Origin of the sequence: Ferrimonas sp. SCSIO 43195, assembly GCF_023716685.1 — a bacterium.
Lineage (GTDB): Bacteria > Pseudomonadota > Gammaproteobacteria > Enterobacterales > Shewanellaceae > Ferrimonas > Ferrimonas kyonanensis.
Genome location: NZ_CP072679.1, coordinates 4264066 through 4280429 on the forward strand (window position 1 = coordinate 4264066; position 16364 = coordinate 4280429).

The 16364-nt window shown below is 58.8% G+C and carries 10 protein-coding genes; 3 read left to right on the forward strand and 7 right to left on the reverse strand.

Annotated elements, in window-relative coordinates:
* The first annotated feature begins 106 nt into the window (after positions 1-106).
* The gene (locus J8Z22_RS19700) at positions 107-691 is read left to right on the forward strand and encodes a uracil-DNA glycosylase family protein (RefSeq protein WP_252007734.1); all 585 of its coding nucleotides are present in this window, start codon (positions 107-109) and stop codon (positions 689-691) included.
* A gap of 52 nt (positions 692-743) precedes the next feature.
* Here J8Z22_RS19700 and J8Z22_RS19705 read toward each other — a convergent pair whose 3' ends face one another.
* The 3 genes from J8Z22_RS19705 to hemE form a co-directional block, all read right to left on the reverse strand.
* A complete protein-coding gene (locus J8Z22_RS19705; protein WP_028111547.1) occupies positions 744-1658 on the reverse strand; it encodes a pseudouridine-5'-phosphate glycosidase in 915 nt (304 codons plus the stop codon).
* Positions 1658-2746: a PfkB family carbohydrate kinase gene (locus J8Z22_RS19710; protein WP_028111546.1), complete on the reverse strand. Its 1089-nt coding sequence runs from the start codon at positions 2744-2746 to the stop codon at positions 1658-1660. Before J8Z22_RS19710 ends, J8Z22_RS19705 begins: the two co-directional genes overlap by 1 nt.
* Before the next feature lie 149 nt (positions 2747-2895).
* Positions 2896-3960 (reverse strand): uroporphyrinogen decarboxylase, encoded by a 1065-nt coding sequence (gene hemE, locus J8Z22_RS19715; RefSeq protein WP_028111545.1) that lies wholly within the window; start codon positions 3958-3960, stop codon positions 2896-2898.
* Positions 3961-4382: 422 nt separating this feature from the next.
* Here hemE and rsd point away from each other — a divergent pair, with 422 nt between their 5' ends.
* Positions 4383-4877: a sigma D regulator gene (gene rsd, locus J8Z22_RS19720; RefSeq protein WP_252007737.1), complete on the forward strand. Its 495-nt coding sequence runs from the start codon at positions 4383-4385 to the stop codon at positions 4875-4877.
* Between the two features lie 88 nt (positions 4878-4965).
* On the opposite strand, the gene acnB is transcribed toward rsd, so the two are convergent.
* Both acnB and J8Z22_RS19730 read right to left on the reverse strand, forming a co-directional pair.
* Entirely contained in the window at positions 4966-7563 is a 2598-nt protein-coding gene (acnB, locus tag J8Z22_RS19725) for a bifunctional aconitate hydratase 2/2-methylisocitrate dehydratase (RefSeq protein ID WP_252007739.1), read from the reverse strand.
* A 287-nt stretch (positions 7564-7850) separates the two neighbouring features.
* The gene (locus tag J8Z22_RS19730) at positions 7851-8864 is read right to left on the reverse strand and encodes a DUF4382 domain-containing protein (RefSeq protein WP_252007740.1); all 1014 of its coding nucleotides are present in this window, start codon (positions 8862-8864) and stop codon (positions 7851-7853) included.
* 143 nt (positions 8865-9007) lie between these two features.
* Here J8Z22_RS19730 and hxpB point away from each other — a divergent pair, with 143 nt between their 5' ends.
* Complete coding sequence (gene hxpB / locus J8Z22_RS19735; protein WP_252007742.1) at positions 9008-9655, forward strand: hexitol phosphatase HxpB; 648 nt, start codon at positions 9008-9010, stop codon at positions 9653-9655.
* 44 nt (positions 9656-9699) lie between these two features.
* Here hxpB and J8Z22_RS19740 read toward each other — a convergent pair whose 3' ends face one another.
* Both J8Z22_RS19740 and J8Z22_RS19745 read right to left on the reverse strand, forming a co-directional pair.
* Positions 9700-11922, reverse strand: a complete 2223-nt coding sequence (locus tag J8Z22_RS19740) for a patatin-like phospholipase family protein (RefSeq protein WP_252007745.1) — start codon at positions 11920-11922, stop codon at positions 9700-9702.
* 18 nt (positions 11923-11940) lie between these two features.
* Positions 11941-16311 carry an EAL domain-containing protein gene (locus tag J8Z22_RS19745; protein WP_252007747.1) on the reverse strand — a complete coding sequence of 1457 codons (4371 nt, stop codon included), beginning with the start codon at positions 16309-16311 and terminating at the stop codon, positions 11941-11943.
* Between the last annotated feature and the right edge of the window lie 53 nt (positions 16312-16364).

The following is a 16364-nucleotide window of genomic DNA, read 5'->3' on the forward strand; positions in this document are numbered from 1 at the left end:
CTGTGAATCTCGAATGCCACCCAAGTTACCGAAATTCGGTTTCCTTTTAAATGGGAAATGCAAATTCAATATGTTTTCTGATACTCCACACACTGTTCCGATACGGTTGAGCGATGACCCTCTGGTCAATGAGATTCGAGACTGTCGCCTGTGTCAGGCGCAACTGCCACTGGGTCCACGGCCGGTGGTGCAGTTCTCCGGCAGCGCCCGGCTGCTGATCATCGGCCAGGCGCCGGGCCTGAAAGTGCATCACAGCGGCATTCCCTGGGACGATCCCAGCGGCCAACGGTTGCGGCAATGGCTGAATCTGACTCCGGAGCAGTTCTACCATCCTGGCGATGTGGCCATCGTCCCCATGGGATTTTGTTACCCCGGCCGGGGCAAAAGCGGTGACAACCCACCGGATCCGCGCTGCGCGCCGCAATGGCACCGCCAAGTGCTGCAGCGACTGCCACAAGTTCGGCTGACTCTGCTGGTGGGGCAATACGCTCAGCGCCATTACCTCGAACAGTTCCACTCGCTGACCGACAGCGTGCGCCAATGGCGTGATCATCTGGATCAAGGACGTCTGCCGCTGCCTCACCCTTCGCCGCGCAACAACCTGTGGCTGAGACGCAATCCCTGGTTTGAGCAGGAGGTGGTACCGGAGTTACAACATCGGGTCAGAGCCGCATTGGCTCAGCACGACTGACGTTTGAAGGGAAGAGAGAACGGGGCGGCGAACGCCGCCCCGACGATCGGGCTTACTTGCAGTAAGACGCCGCAATCTGCGCACCCAGGCGGGCGTTGTTCAGCACCAGCTGGATGTTGGAATCGAGGCTGTTGCCACCGGTCAGTTCGCACACTCGCGCCAACAGGAACGGGGTGGACGCCTTACCGGCGATGCCCTGCTCTTCTGCTTCTTTCAGCGCAGTTTCAATGGCTTCGGTGATCAGCTCCGGCGCCATGGCGTACTGCTCAGGAATCGGATTGGTCACCACCACGCCACCATTGAGGCCCAGAGCCCACTTGGCTTTCAGCGCCGATGCGATCTGCTCCGGCGTATCCAGGCGGTAGTCGATGCTGTGCTCGCTTTCGCGGGTGTAGAACGCCGGCAGGCTGTCGGTCTGGTAGCCCACAACCGGAACCCCCTGAGTTTCCAGGTATTCACGGGTCAGGCCCAGGTCCAGAATTGACTTGGCACCGGCACAGACCACGGCCACATCGGTGTGCGCCAACTCCTGCAGGTCGGCGGAGATGTCGAATGTCTCCTGCGCACCGCGGTGTACGCCGCCGATACCACCGGTAGCAAACACCTTGATGCCCGCCATGGCAGCCAGAATCATGGTCGCCGCCACGGTGGTGGCGCCGTCTTTTTTCGCCGCAACAACGAATGGAATGTCACGACGGCTAACCTTGGCAACGGCCTGGCCGGCTTGACCCAGATGACGGATCTGAGCTTCATCCAGACCCACCTTGAGGCGGCCTTCGATGATGGCGATGGTGGCCGGAACCGCGCCCTGATCACGGATCGCCTGCTCCACTTCCAGCGCGGTATCCACGTTGCGGGGATAAGGCATGCCGTGAGAAATAATGGTCGATTCCAGAGCGACGACAGCTTGGTTATTGGCCAGGGCCGCAGCCACTTCAGGTTGAATATCCAGATATTGCTCTAACATCATTTTGCTTCCTCTAGCAGGCGGGTGACCGACTGCTCTGACATGGTTGAGTTGATGGTTTTTTCGGCAGCCAGCGCCAGGCGGGCGGCTCCGAGGGCAAAGTCGACACTGCGGTCCCATTGCCATTGATTCAGGTGTCCGTGGGCCAGTCCCGCCATCAGGGCATCACCGGCGCCGGTGACGTTGTTGACCTGGGTGGCCGATGCCGGGATCAGGCGACTGCCGTTCTCACAGCTGGAGTAAGCGCCCTCGCTGCCGAGGCTGATCAGCAACCGGGTGACCCCTTGCTCGTGCAGCGCCCGAGCCACGTTCGGCAGATCTTCCAGCCGCTTCAGCGGTTGGCCGGACAACAGCTCCGCTTCCAGGCGGTTGGGCTTAAGGGTGTGAATTTTTGACAGGTAGGGCGCCAGCCGAGAGGCTTTCACCGTCGATACCGGATCCACCAGTATCGGCTTGTCGCCATGGCAGTGAAACAGGTAATCCAGGGCGCTGGCACCGAGGTTGGCATCCACCACCAGGGCCGAGGCGCGATTCAGTACCCCTTCCCGTTTGGCCAGTTGATCGGCATTGAGGCTCTCGATCAGCGACATGTCGTTCAGTGCCAGCTGCATCTCACCATCCGGGTCATGAATGGACAGATAGCTGCAGGTGGTAGCACCGCCAACGGTAAGGCTGTGATCCACGCCCACGCCGGCTTCCCGGCACGCCTGCTTGAGCTGTTCGCCCCAACTGTCATCGCCGAGGGCACCGATAAACTGAACCCGGCTGCCGAGGCGCCCCAGGTTATCGGCGATGTTGCGACCCACACCGCCGGCGCTGCAGGTCAGCTGACCCGGGTTGGAGTCACCGCTCACCAGCGGGTTGTCTGCCCGGCCGCAGAGATCCATATTGGCGCCGCCAATCACCACCGCGTAGCGCTCCGGGGCCAGGATGTAACCCTTCCCCTGAATTTCGCCCTTACGGGTCAGGTTCATGATGTGTCCGGCAACCGCGCTGCGGCTGATGCCAAGGCGATCCGCCAGATCCTGCTGTGGAATCATGGGGTCCTGACGAAGAATGGCCAGAATCTGTTGTTCCCGATCGGTCATAAACTTTTGTCCGCTATACAAACATCTGTTTGCATCATGGATCATCTCAACCGAGAAATAAAGTCCTTTTTGGCTTTTTGCAACAGCTTGTGAAACAGGCACAAAAAAGCCCAGCACGATGGCTGGGCTTCGACTGTCTTGGCAAACGCTTACTTGTGGTAAGGTTCGGACAGCTCGTGCACGGCGCGAATGAAGGCACCGGCGTTTTCTGGATCCACGTGCTGGTGAATACCGTGGCCCAGGTTGAAGACGTGGCCGTTGTGAGGACCAAACTCTTCCAGGATACGGCTGACTTCGCCACGAATCTTATCCGCTGGCGCATACAGCCAGGACGGATCCATGTTGCCCTGCAGGGCCACCTGGTTGCCAACCCGCTCACGGGCTGACTTCATGTCTACGGTCCAGTCACAACCCACAGCATCACAGCCGGTGGCCGCGATGTCTTCCAGCCACTGACCACCGCCCTTGGTGAACAACACAACCGGCACCTTACGACCATCGTGTTCACGGATCAGGCCGTCGACAATCTTGTGCATGTAGTGCAGGGAGAACTCACGGTAGGCCGGGCCAGACAGGGCACCGCCCCAGGTATCGAAGATCTGTACCGCCTGGGCACCGGCTTTGATCTGGGCGTTCAGGTACAGGATGACCGAGTCGGCCAGCTTGTCCAGCAACATATGCAGTGTGGCCGGCTCAGCAAAGGCCATCTTCTTGATCTTGGCGAAGTCTTTAGAGCTACCGCCTTCAACCATGTAAGTGGCCAGAGTCCACGGGCTGCCGGAGAAACCGATCAGCGGTACTTCGCCTTTCAGTTCACGACGGATGGTGCGAACCGCGTCCATCACGTACTTCAGTTCCCCTTCAGGATCCGGTACCGGCAGCTTTTCGATAACTGCTTTGCTGTCGCACAGGGTCTGGAAGCGAGGCCCTTCACCCTGTTCGAAGTACAGACCCAGACCCATGGCATCGGGAACGGTCAGGATATCGGAGAACAGGATGGCGGCATCCAGAGGGTAACGGCGCAGTGGTTGCAGAGTCACTTCACAGGCCAGTTCGGCGTTGCGGCACAGGGACATGAAGTCACCGGCTTCGGCACGGGTGGCGCGGTACTCTGGCAGATAACGGCCTGCCTGGCGCATCATCCATACTGGGGTTTTATCAACGGGCTGGCGCAGAAGCGCACGCAGATAACGATCGTTTTTCAACTCGGACATTTCGCTCATCCCTAACACGCAAGCGTTATAAAAGTGCCGGTATTGTAGCATCATGAGCACGGATTATGGGCCTGTCCGCGTGAGCGATTTCTCAAAATTAATGGCAAAAAATTTGAACTGTGACTCAAATTCAATGGGAACTTATTCATAACAAGGTATTGCGTCGGCAATCTGGCTTTGGTATAAAATTAGCGCGCTAGCAAATAACGCAGAAGCTCGTGATAAGCGAGCCCTGAAAGACCATATCTTGGACCCCATAGCTTTGCTGTGGGGTTTTTTATGTCCTCAATCCCACCAATATCCGCTTTTTGTTCTTCCTCTAAAGTGATGAATCTGTCTCATTCCGCAAAAAAACATTGATAAACATGCGTTCAATTACTTAAATTTGAATCAACGGGATTGAAGAACAAGAGGGATAGGCCATGCTCACCAGACTGCAACGCGCTGAAGACGAATGGGGCGGCAAGAACAAGCTCATCGATCAATGGCTCCATAATCGCCGTACGCTGCTGATCCACTACTTCAAACTGGCAAACCTGCCCCCTTATGACAACAAAGACAGTTCCCTGCCTGAACCAGAAGGGGTACACAGCTTCTGCAACATGTTGGTGGACTATGTGTCCGAGGGCCATTTCGAAGTCTACGATCAGGTGGTATCCGAGTGTGAAAAACACAGCGATGACCGTCGTCAGGCCGCCAGTTGCCTGGTACCTCAGATCGCCAGAAGTACCGACGTAGCCCTGGATTTCAACGATAAATTCGGTTCCAAGCTGACGTCTGAGGATGAGCGCATGCTGGAGCTGGATGAGGAGCTGTCCCGGCTCGGCCAGGCGATGGAAGAGCGCTTTGCCTATGAAGACCAGCTGCTGGATACGCTACACAAGAAGGTCACTGCCGAGCTGCAGACCAACCCCTGAGGCCGGCACCATGGCCCTTCAGCCCTGATCAAAAAAGCCCTGCTACTGCAGGGCTTTTTGTTTAAGGGGGCGCATTGCCCCCGCTCAGTCAGACCGCTGCCTGAATGATCACCTCACCGGCTGGCTTGGTGTACTGCTCCATCTTGTGGAAGTTCAGGTAACGATAGGTATCGGCCGCCTGAGCGTCGATCTCTTTGGCATACTCAAGATACTCCGCCACGGTCGGCAGCTTACCCAGAATGGACGCCACCGCCGCCAGCTCCGCCGACGCCAGGAACACATTGGCACCGGTGCCCAGACGGTTGGGGAAGTTACGGGTGGAGGTGGACACCACCGAGGCACCTTCCGCGACCCGGGCCTGGTTACCCATGCACAGGGAACAGCCGGGCAGTTCGGTGCGGGCGCCGACACGGCCATAGATGCCGTAGTAACCCTCATCCACCAGCTGCTGCTGATCCATCTTGGTCGGCGGCGCCACCCACAGGCGGGTCGGCAGGCTGCCTTTGAACTTGTCCAGCAACTTACCGGCGGCGCGGAAATGACCGATGTTGGTCATGCAGGAACCGATGAACACCTCATCGATGGTTTCACCCTGCACCTCGGACAACAGACGGGCGTCATCCGGATCGTTCGGCGCACACAGGATCGGCTCGTTGATCTCCGCCAGATCGATCTCGATCACTTCGGCGTATTCGGCGTCGGCGTCCGCCTGCATCAGCTCAGGGTTCGCCAGCCACTTCTCCATCGCCTGGATGCGGCGCTCAATGGTCCGGCGGTCACCGTAACCTTCAGCAATCATCCACTTCAGCATCACGATGTTGGAGTTCAGGTACTCGGCAATGGAGTCTTCAGACAACTTGATGGTACAACCGGCGGCAGAGCGCTCGGCGGACGCATCGGACAGCTCAAACGCCTGCTCGACGGTGAGATCATTCAGGCCCTCAATCTCCAGCACCCGGCCGGAGAAGATGTTCTTCTTGCCCTGCTTTTCTACGGTCAGCAGACCTTGCTGAATGGCGTAATAAGGGATGGCGTGCACCAGATCGCGCAGGGTAATGCCCGGCTTCATCTCGCCCTTGAAGCGCACCAACACCGACTCCGGCATGTCCAGAGGCATCACACCGGTCGCGGCTGCGAAGGCCACCAGTCCGGAACCGGCCGGGAAGGAGATCCCCAGCGGGAAGCGGGTGTGCGAGTCGCCACCAGTACCAACCGTGTCCGGCAGCAGCATTCGGTTCAGCCAGGAGTGAATCACACCGTCACCGGGACGCAGGGACACGCCGCCACGGTTCATAATGAAGTCCGGCAGGGTCGCGTGGGTGGTCACATCCACCGGCTTGGGGTAGGCGGCAGTATGACAGAACGACTGCATGGTCAGATCGGCAGAGAAGCCGAGGCAGGCCAAGTCTTTCAGCTCATCCCGGGTCATGGGACCGGTGGTATCCTGAGATCCCACGGTGGTCATCTTCGGCTCACAGTACTGGCCGGGACGCACACCGGTAACGCCACAGGCCTTACCCACCATCTTCTGCGCCAGGGTGTAACCTTTGCCACTTTCGGCCACCTCGGCGGGACGGCGGAATACGTCGCTGCTGCCCAGGCTCAAGGCCTCACGAGCACGATCGGTCAGGCCGCGACCGATGATCAGCGGAATACGGCCGCCAGCGCGGACTTCGTCCAGCAGCACGTCGGTCTTGAGTTCAAACCGGCACAACTCTGCACCGGTGTCGGCGTTCTTGGCCACTCCTTCATAGGGGTAGATCTCAACCACATCGCCCATGTTCATCTGGCTGACGTCCAGCTCCACCGGCAGCGCACCGGCGTCTTCCATGGTATTGAAGAAGATCGGCGCAATCTTACCGCCGAGGCAGAAGCCTCCGGCACGCTTGTTGGGCACGTTGGGGATGTCATCGCCCATGAACCACAACACCGAGTTGGTGGCGGACTTTCGAGAGGAGCCGGTGCCCACGACGTCACCGACGTACGCCACCGGATGGCCTTTGGCCTTCAGTGACTCGATGGTGGTGATCGGCCCCACTTCACCGGGTTTGTCCGGAGTGATGCCGTCACGGGCATTTTTCAGCATCGCCAGGGCGTGCAGTGGAATGTCCGGACGAGACCAGGCATCCGGTGCCGGCGACAGGTCATCGGTATTGGTTTCGCCGCTGACCTTAAACACGGTCAGGGTGATCTTCTCCGCCAGCGCAGGCTTGGACAGGAACCACTCGGCGTCGGCCCAGGACTGCACCACCTGACGGGCGGCGTCGTTACCGGCGTTCATCTTCTCCACCACATCGTGGAAAGAGTCAAACATCAGCAGGGTGTGGGACAACGCCTTCACCGCCAGCGGCGCCAACTCGGCGTCATCCAGGGCGGCAATCAGTGGCTCGATGTTGTAACCGCCCTGCATGGTGCCCAGCAGTTCGGTGGCGCGCTCACGGCTAATGAGCGGGCTGCTGACTTCACCAGTCAGAACGGCGGTCAGGAAGCTGGCTTTTACGTAGGCCGCTTCATCCACCCCAGGTGGAATGCGGTTCTCCAGCAGATCAATCAGGAACGCCTCCTCGCCCTGAGGGGGGTTCTTAAACAGTTCCACCAGGGCTGCGGTCTGTTCCGCATCCAGTGGCTTAGGGGCGATACCTTGGTTTGCGCGTTCGGCAACGTGTTCACGGTAGGCTTCTAGCACGGCAAAAATCCTCTTTTACTGGCAGGCTTACGACGAAGCTGCTCGTCCTGTTATAGATTCCGGGTATGACTTCGATAGCGGCGAATGCGGCTAGTCAAGGACCTCCGGTTGTGTGTGGCATATTGGTTCCATTTTGTGATGAATGCCACACCTTTTCGAGCTAGAGGCAGTATATCTGAATTAAAACGGAAGTTTAAATTGCAACCGGCCTAAACCGGCGTTTTTTTGGACTAAAGTGTAAGACGGTGAGGCTCGGCGGGATCCTTGCGAACCCCGCCGGTGTCGGATCACAGAATCGGGGCCAGATCCTGAGTGGTGGTTTGGTCCGCTTCAACGCTGACCGGGGTGTAATGCTGGTAGATGATGAAATCTTCGGCATCGGTTTCGTGGCTGTCGGCCAGATCGTTGTTGGCCACACAGGTATAGCCGATGCTGTAGTCACCCTCTCCGACAAAACCAAACTCGTAGCGATAACTCTGGCTGGTCTCGTCGAAACTGATGTCGGCGGTTGCCACCGGCTCCACCAGCACACTGCCATCGGGGTAACTGGCATCGCCGATGATGTCCCCCATGGTGGTTCGATCGCGACTGCCCTGATACAGGTAAGCCGCATGCTGGAACTCGGACACTCCCAGCAATGATGCGGTATCGGCCTCACAGGCCAGTCTCTGCGTCTCGGTCAGGGTACCGGCGATGTTGCCCACCCCCGCCAGGTTGATCAGTTGCACCGCGGTGGGCTTAATAAACATGCCCGGTTGCCCCACCGGATCCACCAGAGCCTGGCGCAGATCAAACTCGGCGACAAAGTTGTTGTTGCCGGTATTGATGGTAAACGGACGATTAAAGAAGATTCGTCCGGCCTCATCGGTGTTGCCTTTGACCCCCTGACAACTGCCTTTGCTGTTTACTTTCAATGACACGATGCCCTGGCTGTCGCTGTCCACGTAAGACAAATCGGTACTGCCATCACCGTCAAGGGCGTACAGACACATGGTGTAGTTGCCCACCGCCAGGGTTTCATTGGTCACAATAGGCGCACGGTCGCTGCCGGTGTACTGCTTAAGATCGATTCGATCCGGCCCCCCCTCACTCAGGTCGATCAGGGTCGGTTCACCACCCTCTTCCGGCACCAGCACCACTTCATTGAAGTAGAGCACCACTTCACTGGCGTCATCCACCGGTGCATCCGACACCGCCAGCGAAAACTGGCCGGTCTGAGGGGTGGAGGAACCACTGCTGCCACCGCAACCCGAAAGTAACACTGCGGCACCGAGAGAGAGTAAAAAAGGCGATTGGGTCATAGAGACATCCTCTGCTATTAGGCTAAGCTACCCCATTGAGTTTAGGCTCATTTACGAAAGGTTGGGGGTGAACCAAATTCATCGGAGTCTACCCTCATCGCAGGCAAAGGCAACCGCTTTAGCCGGGCACAACAGGAGCAGTTATGATCAAAGCGGTCATCTTCGACATGGACGGAGTGCTGGTGGACTCCGAACCCTTCTGGCAACAGGCTGAAATGGCAGTCTTTCCCAAATATGGCGTGCCCATTACCCTGGCGGACACCCTGAAAACCCAGGGGCTAAGAATCGATCACGTGGTTCAGTATTGGTACAGCCGTCACCCCTGGGACAACGCCAGCGTCAAGCAGGTAGAGGCCGAGATTCTGGACGCCATGGTGGCGGTGATTCGTGCCCAGGGCCAGCCCATGGCTGGGGTAATCCCCGCCCTGACCCAGCTGCAACAAGCCGGGCTGCCACTGGCAGTCGCCACCTCGTCGCCGGCAATTCTGATGGATGCCACCCTGGATAAACTGGGCATTCGCGATTATTTTCAGGCCACCTGCTCCGCCGAGCAGCTGCCTTTGGGCAAACCTCACCCTCAGGTGTACCTGGATGCCGCCGAGGCCATCGGCGTGGCTGCCACTGACTGCCTGGCCATCGAAGACTCCTTCAACGGCTTGCTGTCCGCCAAGGCCGCACGCATGCAGGTGCTGGCGATTCCGGATAGGGATCACCGCAACGATCCTCGCTACGTCATCGCCGATCAGCGGTTAGGCAGCCTGAATGAGTTCGACCTCAGTCACTGGCAATAACAAGGCGTCCTAGGGACGCCTAAACCGAGTTTCAACGGCGCCGATCAGAACTGCTTACCCAGGAACAGGTACAGGCTGGAATCACCGCTGTCGGCCCAGCCCCAGGCCAGAGCCGCCGGCCCCAAGGCCGTCTCAGCCCCGACAAACAGACTGCTGGCATAGATCAGGTCATCGACGCCAGCATCGTCCCGCTCCAGCCAGACATTGCCCGCCTCTGCCGACACTCCGAGGTACAGTGGCCACTTAATTCCCAGGGTGCCCTCACTGAGATCATAGGTATACACCCCGGCGGCAAAGGCTTTATGACTGCCGACCAAGGAGTCTCGATAAAAGCCGGACAGGTTCAGGAATCCCCCCAGCGAGGTAAAGTGGACGAAGCTGATGCCATCGCTGTCGATGGTCTCAAACTCGGTCCGCATAAACATGCTGTGCTGATCCCAGCGAGTAGCACCAGTCCACTCCAGGTGGTACACCAGCGAGCTCTCCTCGTTGGTGGGCTGGCCATCAAAGGTGAGATCCGAACGCTCATTCAGGTGGGACACCTCCACCAACCACTTACTGCCCTGGGTCGGAAACATCGGCTGATCCAGAGAGTCATAGCCCAAACGCGCCTTGGCGCCGTGGAAGGTGTAATCGCCAATGTCGGAAAAGTCGAGGCTGTGGTTAGTGCGAACGTCCCCGCCCTCAAACTGATAGGCCAACTCGAACTGGGCATTGATGCCGATGTTGATGCCAGCTCCCACCAGCAGATTATTGCGACTGCGCTCGATGTTGGTAAACGGAAACTCCGGAACCGGTGTCACGCTCTCCCACACCTCCTGCTCATATTCGAACTGACTGCGAAGATACCACTGCTGACTGGTCTCCAACGGCAGGTACAACTCGCTGCGCAAGCGACGATTGGTGCCCACGCTCAGCTCATTGCGCCACTGGGCACCGAAGCGAGTGAGGTTATTCATGGTGAATGCCAGATCCAGACTGCTGCTGGTGGGGTCTTCGAAGTTGTCTTCTAGCCTCAGCCCCAGCTCGAACTGATGAGGGCCCCAGCTTTTGCCATCGGTGTCCACCACCAGCACCCGACCGTCGGCGCGCTCTTCGATGTGCGCGTCCACCCGCTCAAACTCATTGAGGGCGTACACTCGGGCGATGGCATTCTCAATGTCATCCTGCTCCAGTGTCTGGCCTGGCTCCACCTTCAAGGCGTTGAGGATCTGGGTTTCACTGACCCAGGAGTCATTATCCAACTCAATGGCCACCAACTCGCCAGAGCCCTTACGCTGCCAAAAACGCTGCACCGCTTTCTTCTGTGCCGCATAGGCCAGATAATCGGCATCGGACACCGCCAGCGCCCGAATCGCCTCGATCTGATCATTGGCGGCCTTCTCGCCCCGGGGAATCATCTCCGGCATCAGATCAAAGTCACTGGTTCCCACTTCACCGATCTCCGGCACCAGCAACAGATCCCCCTCCTCCAGCAGCGCCACCTGCTGATCCCGGGTCAGGTTGGTCAGGTAGCCGGTCAGTTGATCGACAATGTCGAACACCGAGTTAAGCTCATCCTTGCCCTTCAATGGCGTGCCGATGTCCACCGCAATCACCACGTCGGCGCCCATCTCCTTGACCACGTTCACCGGCAGGTTGTTGGCCATGCCGCCGTCCACCAACATGCGGCCATCGAGCTCGATGGGCGCCAGGGCGCCGGGAACGGTCATGCTGGCCTGCATCGCCAGCACCAGATTGCCACTGTCCAGCACCGCTTCGCTGCGATCCGCCAGATCCGTTGCCACGGTTCGAAGCGGTATCGGCAGGTCATCAAAGCTGTTGAGTTCGGGAATGCTGCCCACCGAGCGACGAATCAGCGACCGCATGGTCTGTCCCTGTAACGCCCCTTTGGGGAAACGCACTTCCCCATCGCGATAACCCATCTTCAACGGCAACGGAAAATCATCCTGCTGCTGCTTGTGACGGTAGGACAGATCCTGGCGTGGAATGTCGTCGTCGAAACCGGTGTTGAAATCCAGGGTGGTCAACACCGTCTCAATCTCATCGGCACTGTAGCCCAGGGCATACAAGCCGGCGACGTAGGCGCCCATGGAGGTACCGGCGATGTAATCCACCGGCACATTGTTCTGCTCCAGAACCCGCAGTACCCCCACGTGAGCCGCCCCTTTGGCACCACCACCAGACAGGACCACCCCCACGGTTGGCCGCTCCGCCGCCCAGGTCATCATTGGTAACAACAGCAAACATACACACAATCTGATCAAGGTATCTCTCCGAGAAAGTTAGTCAGTTACCAGCGAAGCCGACGCCCGCGCCGCCAACCATTGGCAGCAAGCGGAAGCCGCCATGGGCCGGGCAAAATAGAAGCCCTGAACCAGATGACAACCCTGGCGCTTCAGAAACGCCAACTGCTCATCGGTCTCAACCCCTTCGGCCACCACGTCCAGCTCCAGGTTGCGTCCCAGATCCAGAATACTGCAGGTGATGGCTCGGTTGGCTTTGTTTTCCAGCATAGACTGAATGAAAGAGCGGTCAATTTTCAAGCTGTTAACCGCAAATTGACTCAAATAGGACAACGACGAATAACCGGTACCAAAATCATCCACGGCCACCGAGATCCCCAACTCCCGCAGCGCCACCAGATGAGCCTGGGCTAGGTTGATCTGCTGCATCAGCACCCCTTCGGTAATCTCCAGGCACAACTGCGACGCGGGCATTCCCGTGCGCTCCAGCATCGACTGAATAAACTCAACGTAGTCGTACTGGCGGAAGTGGCTGGCGGAGACGTTGATGGACAGCTTTAGGCGGCGATTGTCCGGCCAGGACATAAACTCTCTGCAGGCATTTTCCAGCATCCAGCGATCCAGACGGATGATAAGACCGCTGGATTCCGCCAGCTCGATAAACACATCCGGCGACACCGGGGTACCGTCACTGCGGTTCCAGCGCATCAGCGCCTCCACCCCGCAAACGCTGCGATCGCTCAGCTCCACCATCGGCTGGTAATGGATGGCAAGCCGATCCTGCTCCAGCGCCTGGCGCAACTCGTTTTCCATCTCCAACTGGTAGGTGGCCTTGGCGTCACGCTCCCGAGTATAGAAGCAGACTCGGCCCCGGCCCTCCTCTTTGGCGTGGTACATGGCCAGATCGGCGTTCTTCAGCAACTCCTCCGGCTGGCCGCCATCTTCCGGGTACAGGGCGATGCCGATGCTGGCAGACTGATACATCACCTGTTGTTGCACCTGTATCGGCTCAGACAACGCAGTGAGCACCCGTTCGGCCAGGGCTTCCACTTCCAGGCGGTAGTGGAAGCCCCGCATCAGAATCACAAACTCATCGCCGCCAAAGCGGCACACGGTGCCACTGTTGCCCACCACCGCCGCCAGCAACCGGCTCACCTCCACCAACAGGGCATCGCCGGTGCCATGACCAAAGGTGTCGTTGATGTGCTTAAAGCGGTCCAGGTCCAGGAACAACAGCGCCAACGGCTGATCCGGCTCCTGAGTCATCAGGGTGCCCATCATCTGATTAAACTGGCTGCGATTCGGCAAGCCGGTGACCAGGTCGAAGTTAGCCAGCTTCTGCAACTCCAGCTCCTGGTTTTTACGCTCGGTGATGTCGGAAAACAGCACCACCTGATAGTCACCGTCGTTGTCCAAAGACATGTAAGACAGGTTCAACCACACCGACACATCGGTGCCATTTTGCCGGCGCAAGCGAACCTCGCCACTCCAGCGACGGCTTTGACTCAGCTCCTCCAACACGGTGTCGTCACACAGAATATGCTGGCTGAGGCTCAGACCGTCGAGGCCGGCATGATCATAGCCCAGAATCGACAACGCCGAGGCGTTGTGGGCCGTCACCACGTAATCGGCATCCAGAATCAGCATCCCTTCGGTGGTGTTCTCTACCGCATGGGCGTACAGGGTGTGCAGGTGAGCCATCTTGCGCACCTTGGTCTTATCGCTGTAGACCCCGGCCACCAGCAGCGCCTGTCCGGTTTCCGGATCCCGCTCAATCACGGTTCCGGTGACCCACAACCAGCGCCACTCTCCGATGGGGTTAACCGCCCGGAATTCGATGTTGATCCTTTCCTGATCCCCTTTGAGCAGGGCAAACCAGGCCTCCACCACCAAAGCGCGATCCAGCTGATGAAGGCTCATTCCCACCCTGGGGATCCGCATCGGCCGGTCGGAGTGAGACAGGGCCGACTGGCGGTTTTCCACGTAAAAACTGTCGCTCTTGACGTCCCACTCCCAGATGTCTGAGCCGCCCCCTTGCAGCGCCAATTGCAGCCGATGCTGACTGTGCTGCAGCGCCTGGTTGATGCGACGCTGACTCCTTAGCTGGTTGCGCCAGTTCACCGCCGTCAGGAACAGCAACAGCATGGTGACGGTCACAAACAGCAACTGCATCCCCTGGCGCAGCCACCAGTACTGTTTGACCACGAAGGGCAGCCGCAGCGGTTGGGCTTGCCAGACGCCGTCAAACTCGGCGTAGATCAACAGTTCATGTGACCCAGCTGGCAGACGCGACAGGCTGATGGTGCTCTCCCCCTGGAGTTCGGTCAGGCTGCTGAGGTGGCCGTCAAAGGCCAGTTGATACCTCAGATTCACCGGCTTGGCCGACAGCAGGTTGGTGGTGCCCAGGGCGATGCTCACCAACTCAAAATTGGGGCGTATCTCCACCGGCTGTGACTCCGGCATCAAGTAGGTTTCCACACCGTCATCGTACTGAACCTTGATGGACTCCAGTTGAATGGCAAAGGACTCATCCCGAGCCAGAATCCGCCGCGGATCCACCCGCCAGGCCCCGGAGGTGGTAGCCACCATCACGGTGCCGTCCTCCATCACATGGACGCCGCCTTCGTTGAGTTCGGTGTCCATCAGCCCCCGTTCGCCGCCGACGCTGGTGATGGTGCCGTTGTCACTGTCGTAACGGGCAAGAATCTGAGGGCAACCAATAAGGGCGCCAGTGGCAATGGGGGCAATGAAATAGGGCGAGGTACAGTTCAGCCGCCACGCCTTGTTGAGGTAGGTGCCGGTTTGCGTCGCCTCGTCAATCTCGTACACCCCTTCCCCAAAGCTGCCCATCAGGAAGCGACCGGGACCGATCTGCGCCATGGGACCAAAATGGTATTGTTCTGCTCCGTCCGGCAGCCAGTGAATCCGCGACTGGTACTCACCGCTTTCGGGGTCATACACCCCGAGACGCCGTTTGCCCCCCAGCCACACCTGCTCGCCCAGATCCAGCACATTGCGCACCCCCATAACCGGCTGGTCCGCCGCCGTTACCAAGGTGACGCTGTCATCCAGACTGCGGTACAGATACAACCCCATGTCGGTGGCTATCCACACCCTGCCCGGGCCCTCGGTCAGGCTCAGAATCACCCGGTTACTGAGATCCTCACGGCCGTCGCTGCCCACGGCAAAGCGACGGGCGACGCCAGTGGCCTTATCCAACTTGAATAGGCCCTTGGAGGTGCCCACCATCAGTGCCGAGTCCGACATTGCTACCACGGAGAACACACTGTCGAGGCTGTCCAGCCCCTCCAATACCATGGGCTGACTGTCCCTGCTCTCCAGGTTGACTCGATCCAGTCCCTCTTCGGTGCTGACGTACAACGCCTGCGGCGTCCCCCAGAAGCCCCACACCATGTCATTGGTCAGCGGAGGGTTGCTGTCCATGCTGAGCCGGTCGACCAGAAACGACTCCGGCTGAGACAGGCCCACAAGACCATCGTTGAGAGTGGCAATCCACAGCTGATCATGATCGTCGATCACCAGCTTATGCATGCTGCTGTTGCCATCAAATACCTTGGAACCACGACCGATGGAGGTGACCGCCAGGGTATCCGGTTCCACCCGGTGCAGGCCGACGGTGCTCAGCACCCACAGGTTGCCCTGGCTGTCTTGAGCCATGTCACGCACCGACCGCCCTACCGCTTCCAGCAGTTCAAACTGGCCTTGACGATACAGATACAGGCCGCGGGTCGAGGCCGCCCACAGCCGCTGCTGGCGGTCCACAAACAGGGTGGTGAGATTGCCCTGGCCGCGATCCCAGCGACGCCGCTCCATCAAGCGGCCATCCATGGAAAACGTCAGAATCTGCTCTCTGGTGGCAGTGACCAGGGTATTGTTGTGACGCACCAACGCCTGAAACGGGTGCGCCTGCGGACCGATGTCCGCCAGTTGAGTCAAGGTGGATTGATCCAGGTCCAGCCGGTGCAGCTGACCATTGAGATTGATGAACCACAGCACATTATCCTGGGCGGAGGTCACCGCAAAGGTTCCGGCGCGGTCATAGTGCGGAAAACGGTCCCGTCCCAGAAGCTGAGCACGGTTGTGAAGCACATCGAACAGGAACAGATCGTGCTCACCGGCCACAAACAGGGTGTGGTCGCCGATGCGCCGCACCCGGGTCAGGGTGTTGTCGGTGATCAGGCGCTGCTCCTGCTGGCGATCGAGACGGCGAACCCGGTGACTGGCAATGCGGTACAGGCCATCGTGGGACGCCACCCACACCATGCCGTCGGCTCCAATGGCGAGGTCATTGACGGAGTTCACCGTCAGGCCGGAGTTATGATCAAACACCCGACTGTAATAAGCAAACACCGGGTTCCCCTGCCCAAGTAGCAGCAGGACCCACAGCAAAAATCGACCTAATCGCACATGGCACCAGTTGTTATTGTTGTTCTACTGCCGTT